Below are 13,671 nucleotides of genomic sequence, written 5' to 3' on the forward strand. Positions count from 1 at the left end.
CGGAATAACCGGTCGATAGTGGCGGTGAGCTGCGGAATTGCGATCGAAGTTGACTGTCTGATCAGTCCGGAGATGGCAGGGCCTGAGATCGTGGGAGTACCGCGGCCACCTTCACCGGTCCCGCACCGGCCCGCCCGAAGTTAATCTCGGAACCATGAACAGTGAGAACCCCCTCGGGCAGTTCCTCCGCGCCCGCCGCGAGCAGGTGCGCCCCGAAGACGCCGGCCTGGCGGTCGACGGGTGGCGCCGCGTACCCGGCCTCCGCCGGGAGGAGGTCGCCATGCTCGCGGGGGTGAGCGCCGACTACTACGTGCGGCTCGAACAGGGCCGCGAGCGGAACCCGTCGGCGCAGGTGCTCGACGCGCTGGCCCGCGCGCTGCGCCTGGAAGAGGACGCGACGACCCACCTGCACCAGCTCGCGCGCCCGGCGCCGGGTCACGGCCGCGCGCGGCCGGAGCGGGTCAGCCCGAACCTGCTGCGGATGATGGAGGGCTGGCCTGCCACGCCCGCCGTCGTGCTCGGGCGCTACCTCACCGTGCTCGCGCACAACGCGCTCGGCGGCGCGCTGTTCGACGGGCACGCCCACAGCCGCGATCTCGTGCGGCTGGTCTTCCTCGACGACAGCGCGCGGGACTTCTACCCCGACTGGGACCGGGTCGCGGTCAACACCGTCGCCGGGCTGCGGGCGGCCGTCGGCATCGACCACGACGACCCCCAGCTCATCGAAACCGTGGGCGAGCTGTCGGTGAAGAGCGAGGCGTTCCGTGAACTGTGGGCACGGCACGACATCCGGCGGAAAACCCACGAGACCAAGCGGTTCCGGCACCCGCTGGTCGGTGAACTGGCCCTGCACTACGAGTCGCTGACCGTGAACAGCGCGCCGGGCCAGCAACTCGTCGTGTACCAGGCCGAACAGGGCAGCCCGTCGGAAGAGGCACTCGCCCTGCTGGGCAGCTTCACCGCTCCCGAGGCCGTCCGGTCCGGGGAACGGCACCGAAACCACCGCGGCTGAACCCGGGCGCTTCGAACCGTGTCCTTTGGCCACGGTGCTTCAGCACGCCCTTTTCGTTACCGGGAAAAGGGAAGTCGCTCCTATGCGCACCGAAGGGACCCCGGTGTGGTGCATCACCGGCTGCTCCACCGGACTCGGCAGGGCACTGGCCGCCGCCGTCCTCTGCCGCGGCTGGCGCGCCGTGGTCACCGCCCGCGACCCCGGGCAGGTCGCCGATCTCGTCCGCGCGCACGGCGATCGGGCGCTCGCGGTGGCGCTCGACGTCACCGATGCGGAACAGGTCCGCGCCGCGGTCAAGCGCGCCGAGGCCGCCTACGGCCGGATCGACGTGCTGGTCAAACAACGCCGGTTACGGCTTCCTCGCCGCCGTCGAGGAAGGGGAAGACGAAGAGGTTCGCAAGCTGTTCGACACCAACGTCTTCGGACTGGTGGACATCACCCGCGCGGTGCTGCCCGGGATGCGTGCCCGGCGTGCCGGGCACGTCGTGAACGTCTCCTCGCTCGGTGGGCTCGCCGCGTTCGGTGCCACCGGCTACTACCACGCCACGAAGTTCGCGGTGGAAGGGCTTTCCGAGTCCCTCGCCGCCGAGGCCGCCCCGCTGGGGATCGGGGTGACGATCGTGGAACCGGCCGCCTTCCGCACCAACTGGTCCGGCCCGTCGATGCGGCAGTCCCCGGTCCGCATCGACGATTACGCCGATACCGCGGGCGCGCGGCGCGCGGCCACCACCGCCACCTACGGGCACCAGCCGGGGGACCCGGTCCGCGCGGCGGAGGCGATCGTGACCACGGTCGAAGCGGGCGAACCGCCTTTGCGACTGTTGCTCGGCAAGGCCGCCTACGACATCGCCTCCGCCCGCCTCGGCATGCTCAAAACCAGCTTCGACGCCTGGCGCGATGTCACGCTGAGCGCGGACTACTCGGTAGCGGAAACCCAGTGAGTGCCTCGAAATCGCGCTGAGCTGGTTCAGAGCTCGGGCAGCGGGTCCTGCGGAAGGTTCGCGCCGCCCGCGAGTTCGAGGTCGGCGGCCCTGATCACGGGGATGTACTCCTCGTCGATCTCCAGCAGCACACCGCCGACGTCGACCGTCGGGCCGAGCGAGCCGTCGATGTCCACGGGCCCGAGCCGGGTGTCGCGGGGGAGGCGGTCGAACACGGAGTTCGGGCGGTGCTTCCGGAACCGGTCGCTGCAGCCCAGCACGGCGATCCCGCCATCGGTGACCACCACGAGGAAGGGGACCATGCCGGGCAGGTCGCCGATCCGCACCGAGGTGCCGGGGAAGACGTAGCGGATTTCCTCACCCGGCTTGAGATAGGCGCGGCACCGGTCGCGGACCTTGGCGGACAACGGCATGACTGGCCCCCTCGAAACCGAATGCCTCAGTCTAGCGTTTCGGGCCGGCGAGGAGCGTTCTCGACAGGGCCAGCGCCGCGGTGCGGACGGCGGGGGCCACCCGGTCGGCACGCATCCGGGTGCTCCAGCCGGTGATCGAAATCGCGGCGACCGCGCTGCCCGCGTGGTTCAGCAGGGGGCTCGCCACGCAGATCACGCCCGCGCGGGACTCTTCGCGCTCGTAGGCGATCCCGTCGGCGCGGATCTTGCCGAGCTGCTTGCGGAACAGTCCGGGCGCGATGATCGTGCGCGGGCCGACGCGGGGCAGCCCCGCGGCGAGCACGGCGTCCACAGTGGACTCCGGCGAGTGCGCGAGCAATGCCTTGCCGACACCGGTCGCGTGCGCGGGGAAACGGCCGCCGATGCGCGAGGGCAGCGCCGGGGCGTCGGGGCCGCCCAGCACGTCGAGGTAGACGACCTCGGTGCCTTCCAGCACCGCGAGGTGCACCGTGTTGCGGGTGGCTTCGCGCAGGTCGGCCAGGTACGGGCGCGCGGCGTCGACGAGCCCGCGCTGGCGGACCGCGAGCTGGCCGATCTCGAACAGCCGGAGACCGAGCCGGATCGCGGTGCCGTCGCGTTCGAGCAGGCCCTCGGTGGTGAGATGGCCGACGAGCCGGTGCACGCTCGACTTCGGGATCCCGCTGCGGCGGGCCAGTTCCGAGATGCCGAGCGCGTCGTCACCGGGGGAGAACGCGGTGAGCAGCGCCGCGACCCTCGCCGTGAGCTGGCCGTCGTCGTTCCGCTGTGCGGGACACATGGTGCCGAGTGTGCACCATCACCGGGTCGGCTCGCCGCGCCGCTCAGCCGACTCCGGTGAGATCGGCCGAGAGGTCCCAGAGCCGGGCCGCGCCGCCGGGGTCGACTGCCCACGGCTTGACCCCGCCGATGAGCATGTCGTCCGTGGTGGCGGGTTCGGCGACATCGCAGTCCTGGCAGTAACGGCCGCCGATCCCGTCGAGCAGGGGAGAGGTCGCCGCCCACACCGCCGTCGCGGCGCCCTGCTCCGGCGTCTTGAACCCGGCGGCCGGTCCGCCGTCCGGCCCGAACCAGCCCTGTGCGATCTGCTCTTCCCTCGGCACGTGCCGCTGCAGCGGGGTGAGGATGCTGCCGGGGTGCACCGCGAACGACCGTATCCCGAGCGCGTCGAGCTGCACCGCGAACAACGCGTTCGCGGTCTTGGACTGCGCGTACGCCAGCCACCGGTCGTACCCGGTCCTGAACTGCGGGTCGGCCCAGCGGAGGCCGGAGAGGAAGTGCCCCGACGAAGCGACCGGCACCACGCGCGCGTCCGCCGTCAGCGCCGGGCGCAGCCGGTTGACCAGGGCGAAGTGGCCGAGGTGGTTCACCGCGAAGTGCGCCTCCCAGCCCGGGCCCACCCGCGTCTCGGGACAGGCCATGATCCCGGCGCCGGCGATGACGATGTCGAGCGCGGTTCCGTCGTCGAGGAGGCGGCTGGCGAAGGTCCGCACGCTGGCGAGGTCCGCGAGATCGAGTTCGCGCACTTCCGCGAGATCCCCGACTGCTTCCTCGGCGACGGCGGCCCGGCGCGCTGGCACGATCACGCGCACGCCCGCCGAAGCCAGCGCGCGCGTGGTTTCCAGCCCCAGCCCCGAATATCCGCCGGTGACCAGTGCCGTCCTGCCCGTGAGGTCGATGCCGCGGAGCACCTCGGCCGCCGTGCTGTGCGCGCCGAACCCGCTCCCGATCCTGTGCTGCTTCACTGTCATGACCACGACGCTAAGAGCTAGAGCGTTGTCTAGGTCAAGGTATGCTCGGCGGTATGGCGAAGAACGGGCTGTCCATCGGGGAGGTCGCCGAGTCGACCGGGCTCAGCGTGCACGCGCTGCGCTTCTTCGAACGCGAGAACCTGTTCCTCCGGGAGATCCCGCGCACCGCGGGCGGGCAGCGGGCCTACGATCCCGCCGACGTCGACTGGCTCGTGCTGTGCAACCGGTTCCGCGACTCGGGGATGCCGATCGCGACCATCAAGGAGTTCGCCGGGCTCGTCCGAAGTGGACCGGGGAACGAACGGGAACGGCTGGCGCTGCTGGAAGAACACGAGCGAGCCGTCGAGGCGAGGATCGCGGCGCTGCACGAGAACCTGGGGATCATCCGCGGCAAGGTCACCGCGTACCGCGAGCACGTCCGCGACGGCACCGCCGCCGGGGTGTGGGCACCGTCGGGGAACTGAGCGGTGGTTGACAGTGGCCGGGCCCGCCTGGATTCGATCCGGCCGAGCGGGGTGGGGCCGGTCAGGAGTGGAGCGCGTTGGCGCCGAGCACCAATCGGACGCAGTGTGCGACGAGCCGTTCGCGCGACACCGCCACGGTCCCGTTCAGATAGGCGATGAACAGGTTCGTCAACGCGCCGACGAGCGCGATCGCGGTGAGCTCCCGGTCTTCGGCACCGGCCTTTTCGGACAGTTGCGCGCGGACCAGTTCGGTGAACGCGGGCAGCATCGCGACCCCGCGTTCGCTCAGCGCGGGATCGGTCAGCGGCGCCAGCAGGAGCACCCTGCCCTGGCGCGGGTCGTCGACGATCAGTTCGACGAAGGCGTGCACCGCGGCCTTCGCCTTGGCCCGTTCGTCGGCGGGCGCCGCCGCGACGGCGTGCACGAGTGCCTTTCGCGCCCTGTCGCCGACGAATTCGTAGACCGCGAGCACCAGTTCTTCGCGGTCGGCGAAGCTTTCGTAGAAGTACCGCTCGGTCAGTTTCGCGCGGCGGCACACCGCGCGGACGCTGACCGCCGCGCTGCCCTCGGTGCCGAGCAGGTCGAGCGCGGCTTCGACGAGCTGTTCGCGGCGGGTCGCCTTGCGGTCGTCGAGTGTGGTGCCGCCCCAGGTGCGGCCTCCGGTCGGCATGTCCAGGTGATCCCTTGAGTTGACTGCGGTCGTGGTCGATCCTAACCTGACAACAGTCGTAGTCAGTTGAGGGAAGGTCGCCGATGACCGAGCTGAGCACGAGGGACGCCGAGCGCGGTGCCGAACCGGAGCCGCTCGGGCCCGACTCGCTGACCTGGAAGTACTTCGGCGACTGGCGCGGGCTGCTGATCGCGCTGTGGGCCGGCTCGATGCAGAACATGCACCCCGGCCTCGGTGCCGGTGTCGAGCAGCACTCGCGGTTCTTCGCCGAACGCTGGCAACGGCTGTTCCGGTCGCTCTACCCGATCGGCGGCGTCCTCTACGACGGGCCGCGCGCCGCCCAGACCGCGCTCGAAGTGCGCGGCTACCACGACACCGTCAAAGGCGTCGACGCCAAGGGCAGGCGGTACCACGCGCTCGACCCGGACACGTTCTACTGGGCGCACGCGACGTTCTTCGTGAGCACGATCCTGATCGCGGACCACTTCATGGGCGGGATCGGGGAGGCCGAGAAGCGCAGGCTGTTCGACGAACACGTCCAGTGGTACCGGATGTACCGCATGAGCATGCGCCCGGTGCCGGAGACCTGGGAGGACTTCCAGGCCTACTGGGCGCACATGTGCCAGAACGTGCTGGAGGACAACAAGGCCACGCGGGACGTGCTCGAAATCGGGGAGATCGCGAAGCCGCCGTTCCTGCCGTGGCTCCCGGACTTCGTGTGGCGCCGCGTCCGGGTACTGGTGGCGCGCAACTTCGTGTGGCTGACCGTCGGCCTCTACGACGAGCCGGTGCGCGAACTGCTCGGCTACCGATGGACCGCGCGCGACGAGGCGCGCCACCGCCGGTTCGGCAAGGCCGTCGACGCGGTGTTCCGGCTCGTCCCGCACGACCGCCGCTACCATCCGCGGGCACGGGCGGGCTGGCGGCGCGTGCGCGGGGCACTCCCGCCGGACGCGCCGCTGGTGCAGACTCCACGACGGAACCTGCCGCCCCCGGCGGAACGGGACAGCCCGACGCACTATTCACCGCGCGAGTGAGGAGCAGCATGAAACTCGGCTACCACCTCGGCTACTGGTCCGCGGGTCCGCCGCCGGGCGCGCTGGACACGGTCAAGGAGGTCGAGCGGCTCGGCTTCGACTCGGTGTGGACGGCGGAGGCCTACGGCTCCGACGCGTTCACGCCGCTCGCCTGGTGGGGTTCGTCGACGAGCAGGATCCGCCTCGGCACCGACATCGTGCAGATGGCCGCGCGCACGCCCACCGCGACCGCGATGAGCGCGCTGACGCTCGACCACCTGTCCGGTGGCCGCTTCGTGCTGGGCATCGGCGCGTCGGGCCCGCAGGTGGTCGAGGGCTGGTACGGCCAGCCCTACCCCCGCCCGCTCGCCCGCACCCGCGAGTACGTCGACATCCTGCGCCAGGTGTTCGCGCGCGAGGCGCCGGTGACGCTGGACGGCGACTTCTTCCAGCTCCCGCACCCCGGTGGCGCCGGGCTGGGCAAGCCGCTCAAGCCGACCGTCCACCCGCTGCGCGCGGACCTGCCGATCCACCTCGCCGCCGAAGGGCCGAAGAACGTCGCGCTGGCAGCCGAAATCTGCGACGGCTGGCTGCCGATGTTCTTCTCGCCGAAGAGCGACGCGTTCTACCGCAAGGCGCTGGCGGAGGGCTTCGCGCGACCGGGCGCGCGCCACACGACGCTGGAGGACTTCGAGGTGCCCGCCTCCATCCCGGTGATCCTGCGTGACGACGTGGAGGAGGCGGCGGACCTCATCCGGCCCTCGCTCGCGCTCTACATCGGCGGGATGGGCGCCAAGCAGGCCAACTTCCACTTCGACCTGTTCGTCCGGCTCGGCTACGAAGAGACCGCGCACCGCGTGCAGGAGCTCTATTTGGCCGGGCACAAGAAGGACGCGGTCGCGGCGATCCCGACCAGCCTGGTCGAGGACACCGCGTTGATCGGGCCTGCCGAGAAGATCAAGGACGAGCTGGCGGCGTGGGAGGAAACCGTGATCACGTCCCTGCTGCTGCGCGGGGACACGAGCACCCTCACGGCGGTCGCCGAAATCCTCTCCTGACCGACCCCCCGTTCGAGGGGTTGGCAGCGTGAACCGGGTCACGTAGCCTTCGCGGCACAGTGAACGTGAAACCAGTTCATGTTGTGGAGGTTGGCATGCCGGTGAGCCGGAGGAACGTACTCGCCGGGGCGGCGGTCGCCCCGCTCGCGCTGAGCGCGCTCGGCGCGGCGGGGTCCGCGAGCGCGGCGGACGGCTCCGGGTACCTGGTGGGCTGCGGCATCGCCGACGTCACCGGGCCCGCCGCGGAGAACGGCATGATGGGCTACTCGATGCCGCAGCAGCAGACCGCGGGCATTCACCTGCGGACGCGGGCGCGGGCGTTCGTGATCGCCGATCCGAGTACCCGGATCGCGTTCGTCACCGTGGAACTGGGCGCGCTGTTCCAATCGGTGCACCAGGGAGTAATGCGGGCGCTCGCGGCGAAGTACGGCGATCTCTACACCGAGCGGAACGTGCTCCTCAACGCCACCCACACGCATTCGGCCTGCGGCGGCGACTCGCACTACGCCGCGTACGACCTGTCCATCCTCGGCTTCCAGCAGCAGGTCTACGACGGTGTGGTGGACGGCATTGTGGCGGCGATTTCCCAGGCGCACGAACGGCTCGCGCCGGGCACCATCCACATCGGACGAGCTGAGCTGACCGACGCCAGCGCGAACCGCTCGCGCACCGCGTTCGAGCGGAACCCCCAGCCGGACAAGGACCACTTCCCGCTCTCGATCGACCCCGCGGTCACCGTGCTGCGGTTTTCCCAAGGCGGCACCGACGTCGGCGCGATCACCTGGTTCGCCACGCACGGCACCTCGATGACCAACGGCAACAAGCTGATCAGCTCGGACAACAAGGGGTACGCCGCCTACACCTGGGAGCACGACCACGCCGGGGTCCGCTACCTCGACGGCCAGGCCGGTTTCGTCGCCTGCTTCGCCCAGACGAACTCCGGTGACATGTCCCCGAACCTGGATCTCAAGCCGGGCACCGGGCCGACGAACGACGAGGTGGAGAACACCAGGATCATCGGCGAGCGCCAGTTCAGGGCGGCGAAGACCGCCTTCGACGGTGCGGCCGAAACCGTGCGCGGGCCGCTCGACCACCGGCTGTGCTATGTGGACATGTCCACTGTGGACGTGGCGGCGAAGTACACACCGGACGGAAAGCCGCATCGCACGGCCACCGCCGCTATCGGGGTGTCGATGCTGGCGGGCAGTACCGAGGACGGGCCGGGCCTCCCGCTGCCGGAGGGCGTCAGGAACCCGTTCATCGACTGGCTGGGCGGGATCGACGCGCCGATCCCGGCGGCGCTCGCCGACGCGCAGGCGCCCAAGGCCGTCGCGGTGCCCTTCGGCGCGATGAAGCCGTACCCGTGGGCGCCGGAGGTGCTGCCGCTGCAGATCGTCCGGATCGGGCAGTTCCACCTCGTCGCGGGCCCCGCCGAGTACACCATCGTGGCGGGCCTGCGGATCCGGCGTACGGTGGCCGCGGAACTGGGCGTGCCGCTGGAAAACGTGCTGATGCAAGGCTATTCGAACGCCTACAGCCAGTACGTCACCACGCCGGAGGAGTACGACTCGCAGCAGTACGAGGGCGCGTCGACGTTGTTCGGGCGGTACACGCTGCCCGCCTACCAGCAGGAGTTCGCGAAGCTCGCGGCGGCGATGCGCACCGGCGCGGCGGTGCCGCACGGGCCGGTGCCGAGGGACCTGCGCGGCAAGCTCGTCACCTTCCAGCCCGGCGTGGTGTTCGACTCGCCGCAGCTGCTCAAGTCCTTCGGTGACGTGCTGACCGACGCCAAGAGCACCTACCGGCGGGGCGAGCGGGTCACCGTCGCGTTCTCCACCGGGCACCCGAAGAACAACCCGCGCCGTGGCGGCACTTTCCTCGAGGTGCAGCGGCTCGTCGACGGGAAGTGGTCCCGGTACGCCGACGACGGCGACTGGGCCACGCGGTACCAGTGGGCCCGCGACGGGATTTCGGCGTCCATCGCGACGGTGAGCTGGCAGGTACCGCCGGACACCCCGATCGGCAAGTACCGGATCGTCCACTTCGGAGACTGGAAGAACGGGTGGAACGGCCGCATCACGGCGTTTTCCGGCACCTCGCGCGCGTTCGTCGTCTCATGAGGGGCCGCTTCCGCATCGTCGCGGCGGCGGCGGTTTGCGCGGCCGCCGCGTTCCCGGTGGCGCCCGTGGAGGGGGCGGGCGCCACCACTGTGATGGCCTTCAACGTCTACCAGCTCCCGTGGATCGCGGCACCGGACGCGGCGGACAAGGACAAGCGCGCGCACGCCGCGGAGGACGTGATCAGGGCGGCCGACCCGGACGTGCTGGTGCTCGAAGAGGCGTTCAGCGCGCAGGCCGAAGCACTGCGGGCCCGCCTCGCCGACCGGTGGCCGCACCAGACCCCGCTGGTCGGCCGGCACTGCGACACCTCGCCGGGCTGGACGACGGTGGACGGGAACTGCTCGAGCTCGCCGGTCGTGGTCAACGGCGGGGTGACCGTGCTGAGCAAGCACCCGAGCACCGAGCAGCACCAGCTGGTCTACGAACACTCCTACCCGGGCACCGCGGACTACCTGTCCAACAAGGGCGCCGCGCTCGCCAGGCTCGTCGTCGGCGGCCGTCCGCTGTGGGTGGCCGGGACGCACCTGCAGGCCGACGAAGCACCGGACACCCTGCCGAAGGCGCACGAGATCAGGATGGCCCAGCTCGCCGAACTGCGCGCGCTGGTCGCGAAGTACGTGCCGCGGGCGGAGCCGGTGGTCATCGGCGGTGACCTGAACATCGAGTACTGGGCGGGGCGGGACCGCCGCGACGGGCTCGGCCGCACCCAGGCGGAACAGGGCGAGGCCGCGCTCGACGGCACGCTGAGCACCGCGGGACCGGGGGAGTTCTCGTTCGACGCGAAGACGAACCCGCTCGCCGCGAAGTCCGTCCCGCCGACCTACCGCGACTCGCTCGACTACCTCGGCACGGTGCGGGGGAGCGGGCGCCCACCCGTCGCGGTCGGCCCGGTACGGCTCGTGCATTACGGCGGTGGCACGATTCCCTCGGATCACTACCCGGTGGTGGCGGAAATCCACTACTAACAGGGGCGTCACCGCGCCGAGGAGGACTTTTGACCGCGCTTCCCACGAGGACACGGTTGGGCTACTCGCTCGGCTCGCTGGTCACCGGCCCGTTCGGGACCGTCCCAGGGCTCCTGCTGCTCCCGTACCTGACCGACACCCTCGGTGTCGCGAGCGCCGCGGCGGGCGCCATCGTGTTCGTGCCCAAGGTGTGGGACGTGCTGTTCAATCCGTTCGCGGGCAGGCTGTCGGACTCCGACCTGGCGAGGACCGGCAGCAGGCGACGGTTCATCCTCGGCGGCGGCATCGGCGTCGCCGTCCTCTTCGCGGCGATCTTCGCCTACCCCGGCTTCGCGAACAGCGCCGCGGACGGGATCTACGTGGTGGTGGCGTTCTTCCTGTGCGCCACCGCGTTCGCGTTCTTCCAGGTGCCCTTCAACGCGCTCCCGGCCGAGATCACCGCGAACTACGACGAACGCACCAGGCTGACCAGTTGGCGGATCGGCGTGCTCGCGATCGCGATCCTGTTCTCCGGCGGGGTCGCGCCGCTGATCACCACCGGGATCGGCGGCGTCGCGGGCTACCGCGTGATGGGTGTCGTCGTCGGGGTGCTGATGGTCGGCGGCGCGCTCGCGGTCTTCCTCGGCACGCGCGGCGCGCCGGTCGGCACGCAGCTCCCGCAGACCACCCGCTTCAGGGACCTGTGGGCGACCATGCGGAACTGGCGGTCGTTCCGCTGGCTGCTCGGCGTGTACTTCGTCCAGTCGCTCGGCGTCAGCGTGGTGCTGGCCGGGGTCAGCTACGCGGCGAAGTACATCATCGGCGACGAGTCGTCGAAGTCGTTCCTGTTCGCCGCCGTGGTCGGGCCCGCGCTCCTGATGATGCCGGTGTGGCCGAGGATCGGCGCGCGCTGGGGCAAGTTCGCCGGGTTCCGCGCGGCGTCGATCGTCCTGGCCGTCGCGCTGCTGTGCCTGCTCGGCGCGAAGGGGTTCCCACTGGGGGTGACACTGGTGTTCGCGGCGCTCGTCGGCGTCGGCTACGGCGGGGTCCAGGTGTTCCCGCTCGCCATCCTGCCGGACCTCATCGAGGACGAGGAGAAGCGCACCGGTGAGCGCAGAGCCGGTATCGCGGCCGGGATCTGGACCGCGGGGGACACGCTCGGGCTCGCGCTCGGCGGCGGGCTCTTCGGCCTGATCCTCTCGATGGGCGACTACGTGTCGAGCACGAACGCGAGCGCGGCACAGCCCGACAGCGCGATCACCGCGATCCTGATCGGGTTCTCCGTGCTGCCCGCGGTGCTGGTGGCGCTCGGGATCCCGTTGCTGCGCAAGTCGGTGCTGGACCGCGCGTGAGCGCTCAAGACGTGCTGGCGGAGCTGCGTGCGATGCGCGCGGCGGACCTGCCGACCCACGGCGGCCGCACCCTGGCCTACGTCTACGACAGTGGTCTCGACGGCGTTGACGAGCTGGCCGCGTCCGCGTACGCGCTGGCGTCTTCGGCGAACGCGCTCGACCCGACGGCGTTCCCGAGCTTGCTGCGCATGGAAAACGAGGTGGCCGGGGCAGCGGCCGCGTTACTCGGCGGCGACGGCGAGACCGCGGGCACGGTGACTTCGGGCGGTACCGAGTCGTGCCTGCTCGCGGTGCTCGCCGCGCGGGAGGCTCGCCCCGAGATCGGCGAGCCGAGCATGGTCCTGCCGGAGACGGCGCACGCGGCGTTCCACAAGGCGGCGCACCTCTTCGGCGTTCGTGCGGTCGAAGTGCCCGTGGACCCGTCGACCTTCCGCGCCGACCCCGCCGCGATGGCCGCGGCGATCGACGAGACCACCGTGCTGGTGGTGGCGAGCGCGCCGTCCTACGCGCACGGCGTGCTCGACCCGATCGCGCCGATCGCCGCTGCCGCCGCGGCACGCGGGGTCCGCATGCACGTCGACGCGTGCGTCGGCGGCTGGGTGCTGCCGTACCTGCGCCGGGCCGGGCATCCGGTGCCGGAGTTCGGGTTCGGCGTCGCCGGGGTGACCAGCGTGTCGGTGGACCTGCACAAGTACGCCTACTGCCCGAAGGGTGTTTCCGTCCTGCTGCACCGCAGCGCGGAACTGCGCCGCCCGCAGTACTTCGCGAGCGCGCGCTGGCCCGGCTACACCATGCTCAACACCACGATGCAGAGCACGCGCTCGGGCGGGCCGCTCGCGGCGGCGTGGGCGGTGCTGCGGCACGTCGGCGACGACGGCTACCTCGGCCTCGCCGAGCGCGCGGGCGCCGCGACCGCGGAAATCGCGGCGGGGATCGAAGAAGTCGACGGCCTGCGCCTCGTGGCGAAACCCGATTCGACCCTGCTCGCTGTGTCCACTTCGGACGGTGCGGCGTTCGACCTGTTCACCGTCGCCGACGAGATGCGCGCGCGGGGCTGGTACGTGCAGCCGCAGTTCGCGCGCGGCCCGTCACCGGTGAACCTGCACCTCACGATCACCGCGGCGAACCGGGGCCACGAAACGGAGTTCCTCGCCGATCTGCGCGCGTCCGTCGACGAGGCTCGCGCTCGCGGCCCGGTCCGCGTGGACGAAGACGTGCTGGAATCCGTCCGGGCGCTCGATCCGGACGCGCTGACTTCGGAGCAGTTCGCTGGACTGCTCGACGCGGCCGGGATGGGCGCGGGTTCGACCCCGCCGGAACGCATGGCCGAGGTGAACACCCTGCTCGCCGCGGCGCCCGAACCGCTGCGGGAGCGGCTCCTGCTGGAGTTCCTCGGATTGCTGTACCGGCACGGCACGAACGGGTGACGCTTCGCCGGGCCGCGCGCCGCGCCCGGTGTTAGCGTCCGGCCATGACCAGCGCACACACCCAGCACGAAGGCCACACCCACGAACACGGTCCGGGGTGCGGGCACGTCGCGGTCCCGCACCAGGGCCATGTCGACTACGCCCACGACGGACACCTGCACCGCGAGCACGACGGCCACTACGACGAGTGCGAACCCGACGGCCACCAGCCGCACGACGAGCACCAGCACGCGCACGGGCACGGCTGCGGGCACGTCGCGGTGCCGCACGGCGACCACGTCGACTACCTGCACGACGGCCACCGGCACGCCGAGCACAACGGCCACTACGACGAGCACTGAGCCGTTCCACCTGGCCCCGGCCGCCCCCTCGCCGAACGTGAATACCTTTCGCCCGGCAAGGGGAGCCCTTGATTCAACGCTACCGCGCACCACCGACAATTCCGGATCGCCGCGAGACGCCGTACTCGGCGCGCCTCGCGGCTGCCC

General features: G+C 71.1%; 14 protein-coding genes and 1 pseudogene. 11 read left to right on the forward strand and 4 right to left on the reverse strand.

The window, feature by feature from the left end:
- Window positions 1-154: 154 nt before the first annotated feature.
- From ABD256_RS30630 to ABD256_RS30640, 3 genes and pseudogenes are all read left to right on the forward strand, one after another.
- On the forward strand, window positions 155-1,012 hold the full coding sequence (locus ABD256_RS30630) for a helix-turn-helix domain-containing protein (protein ID WP_344426770.1): 858 nt from the start codon (window positions 155-157) through the stop codon (window positions 1,010-1,012).
- A gap of 82 nt (window positions 1,013-1,094) precedes the next feature.
- A pseudogene (locus ABD256_RS30635) lies at window positions 1,095-1,289 on the forward strand (SDR family NAD(P)-dependent oxidoreductase); the annotation flags it as partial.
- A complete protein-coding gene (locus ABD256_RS30640) occupies window positions 1,282-1,953 on the forward strand; it encodes an SDR family NAD(P)-dependent oxidoreductase (RefSeq protein WP_344426773.1) in 672 nt (223 codons plus the stop codon). The pseudogene ABD256_RS30635 and the gene ABD256_RS30640, both read left to right, overlap by 8 nt.
- A gap of 26 nt (window positions 1,954-1,979) precedes the next feature.
- Here the strand turns inward: ABD256_RS30640 and ABD256_RS30645 are convergent, their stop codons facing one another.
- Genes ABD256_RS30645 through ABD256_RS30655 form a run of 3 tightly spaced genes read right to left on the reverse strand, consistent with a single transcriptional unit; the run spans window position 1,980 to window position 4,132 of the window.
- On the reverse strand, window positions 1,980-2,366 hold the full coding sequence (locus ABD256_RS30645) for a hypothetical protein (RefSeq protein ID WP_344426775.1): 387 nt from the start codon (window positions 2,364-2,366) through the stop codon (window positions 1,980-1,982).
- 31 nt (window positions 2,367-2,397) lie between these two features.
- Complete coding sequence (locus ABD256_RS30650; RefSeq protein WP_344426777.1) at window positions 2,398-3,162, reverse strand: IclR family transcriptional regulator; 765 nt, start codon at window positions 3,160-3,162, stop codon at window positions 2,398-2,400.
- A gap of 43 nt (window positions 3,163-3,205) precedes the next feature.
- Window positions 3,206-4,132: an oxidoreductase gene (locus tag ABD256_RS30655; RefSeq protein ID WP_344426779.1), complete on the reverse strand. Its 927-nt coding sequence runs from the start codon at window positions 4,130-4,132 to the stop codon at window positions 3,206-3,208.
- A gap of 53 nt (window positions 4,133-4,185) precedes the next feature.
- Here ABD256_RS30655 and ABD256_RS30660 point away from each other — a divergent pair, with 53 nt between their 5' ends.
- A complete protein-coding gene (locus ABD256_RS30660; RefSeq protein WP_344426780.1) occupies window positions 4,186-4,596 on the forward strand; it encodes a MerR family transcriptional regulator in 411 nt (136 codons plus the stop codon).
- 61 nt (window positions 4,597-4,657) lie between these two features.
- Here the strand turns inward: ABD256_RS30660 and ABD256_RS30665 are convergent, their stop codons facing one another.
- Entirely contained in the window at window positions 4,658-5,266 is a 609-nt protein-coding gene (locus ABD256_RS30665) for a TetR/AcrR family transcriptional regulator (protein ID WP_344426781.1), read from the reverse strand.
- An 83-nt stretch (window positions 5,267-5,349) separates the two neighbouring features.
- Here ABD256_RS30665 and ABD256_RS30670 point away from each other — a divergent pair, with 83 nt between their 5' ends.
- The 7 genes from ABD256_RS30670 to ABD256_RS30700 all read left to right on the forward strand — a co-directional run bounded on the left by ABD256_RS30670 (window position 5,350) and on the right by ABD256_RS30700 (window position 13,524).
- Window positions 5,350-6,303: an oxygenase MpaB family protein gene (locus tag ABD256_RS30670; protein ID WP_344426784.1), complete on the forward strand. Its 954-nt coding sequence runs from the start codon at window positions 5,350-5,352 to the stop codon at window positions 6,301-6,303.
- Between the two features lie 8 nt (window positions 6,304-6,311).
- Complete coding sequence (locus tag ABD256_RS30675) at window positions 6,312-7,340, forward strand: LLM class F420-dependent oxidoreductase (RefSeq protein WP_344426787.1); 1,029 nt, start codon at window positions 6,312-6,314, stop codon at window positions 7,338-7,340.
- A 95-nt stretch (window positions 7,341-7,435) separates the two neighbouring features.
- Entirely contained in the window at window positions 7,436-9,460 is a 2,025-nt protein-coding gene (locus ABD256_RS30680) for a neutral/alkaline ceramidase (RefSeq protein ID WP_344426790.1), read from the forward strand.
- Complete coding sequence (locus ABD256_RS30685; protein WP_344426793.1) at window positions 9,457-10,425, forward strand: sphingomyelin phosphodiesterase; 969 nt, start codon at window positions 9,457-9,459, stop codon at window positions 10,423-10,425. The genes ABD256_RS30680 and ABD256_RS30685 overlap by 4 nt, the downstream gene beginning before the upstream one ends.
- Before the next feature lie 29 nt (window positions 10,426-10,454).
- On the forward strand, window positions 10,455-11,756 hold the full coding sequence (locus ABD256_RS30690; protein WP_344426796.1) for an MFS transporter: 1,302 nt from the start codon (window positions 10,455-10,457) through the stop codon (window positions 11,754-11,756).
- On the forward strand, window positions 11,753-13,183 hold the full coding sequence (locus ABD256_RS30695) for a pyridoxal phosphate-dependent decarboxylase family protein (protein WP_344426799.1): 1,431 nt from the start codon (window positions 11,753-11,755) through the stop codon (window positions 13,181-13,183). Before ABD256_RS30690 ends, ABD256_RS30695 begins: the two co-directional genes overlap by 4 nt.
- 44 nt (window positions 13,184-13,227) lie before the next feature.
- Window positions 13,228-13,524 (forward strand): hypothetical protein, encoded by a 297-nt coding sequence (locus ABD256_RS30700; protein WP_344426804.1) that lies wholly within the window; start codon window positions 13,228-13,230, stop codon window positions 13,522-13,524.
- Window positions 13,525-13,671 lie beyond the last annotated feature (147 nt).

The sequence above is a fragment of the Amycolatopsis minnesotensis genome (genome assembly GCF_039529815.1).
GTDB lineage: Bacteria > Actinomycetota > Actinomycetes > Mycobacteriales > Pseudonocardiaceae > Amycolatopsis > Amycolatopsis minnesotensis.

What these genes read in the sequence shown, in the direction of transcription:
- ABD256_RS30700 (WP_344426804.1), top strand. Translation starts at nt 13,228, where the DNA reads ATGACCAGCGCACACACCCAGCACGAAGGCCACACCCACGAACACGGT.
- ABD256_RS30675 (WP_344426787.1), top strand. Translation starts at nt 6,312, where the DNA reads ATGAAACTCGGCTACCACCTCGGCTACTGGTCCGCGGGTCCGCCGCCG.
- ABD256_RS30665 (WP_344426781.1), bottom strand. Translation starts at nt 5,266, where the DNA reads ATGCCGACCGGAGGCCGCACCTGGGGCGGCACCACACTCGACGACCGC.
- ABD256_RS30640 (WP_344426773.1), top strand. Translation starts at nt 1,282, where the DNA reads ATGCGGAACAGGTCCGCGCCGCGGTCAAGCGCGCCGAGGCCGCCTACG.
- ABD256_RS30645 (WP_344426775.1), bottom strand. Translation starts at nt 2,366, where the DNA reads ATGCCGTTGTCCGCCAAGGTCCGCGACCGGTGCCGCGCCTATCTCAAG.
- ABD256_RS30670 (WP_344426784.1), top strand. Translation starts at nt 5,350, where the DNA reads ATGACCGAGCTGAGCACGAGGGACGCCGAGCGCGGTGCCGAACCGGAG.
- ABD256_RS30630 (WP_344426770.1), top strand. Translation starts at nt 155, where the DNA reads ATGAACAGTGAGAACCCCCTCGGGCAGTTCCTCCGCGCCCGCCGCGAG.
- ABD256_RS30660 (WP_344426780.1), top strand. Translation starts at nt 4,186, where the DNA reads ATGGCGAAGAACGGGCTGTCCATCGGGGAGGTCGCCGAGTCGACCGGG.
- ABD256_RS30680 (WP_344426790.1), top strand. Translation starts at nt 7,436, where the DNA reads ATGCCGGTGAGCCGGAGGAACGTACTCGCCGGGGCGGCGGTCGCCCCG.
- ABD256_RS30655 (WP_344426779.1), bottom strand. Translation starts at nt 4,132, where the DNA reads ATGACAGTGAAGCAGCACAGGATCGGGAGCGGGTTCGGCGCGCACAGC.
- ABD256_RS30685 (WP_344426793.1), top strand. Translation starts at nt 9,457, where the DNA reads ATGAGGGGCCGCTTCCGCATCGTCGCGGCGGCGGCGGTTTGCGCGGCC.
- ABD256_RS30650 (WP_344426777.1), bottom strand. Translation starts at nt 3,162, where the DNA reads ATGTGTCCCGCACAGCGGAACGACGACGGCCAGCTCACGGCGAGGGTC.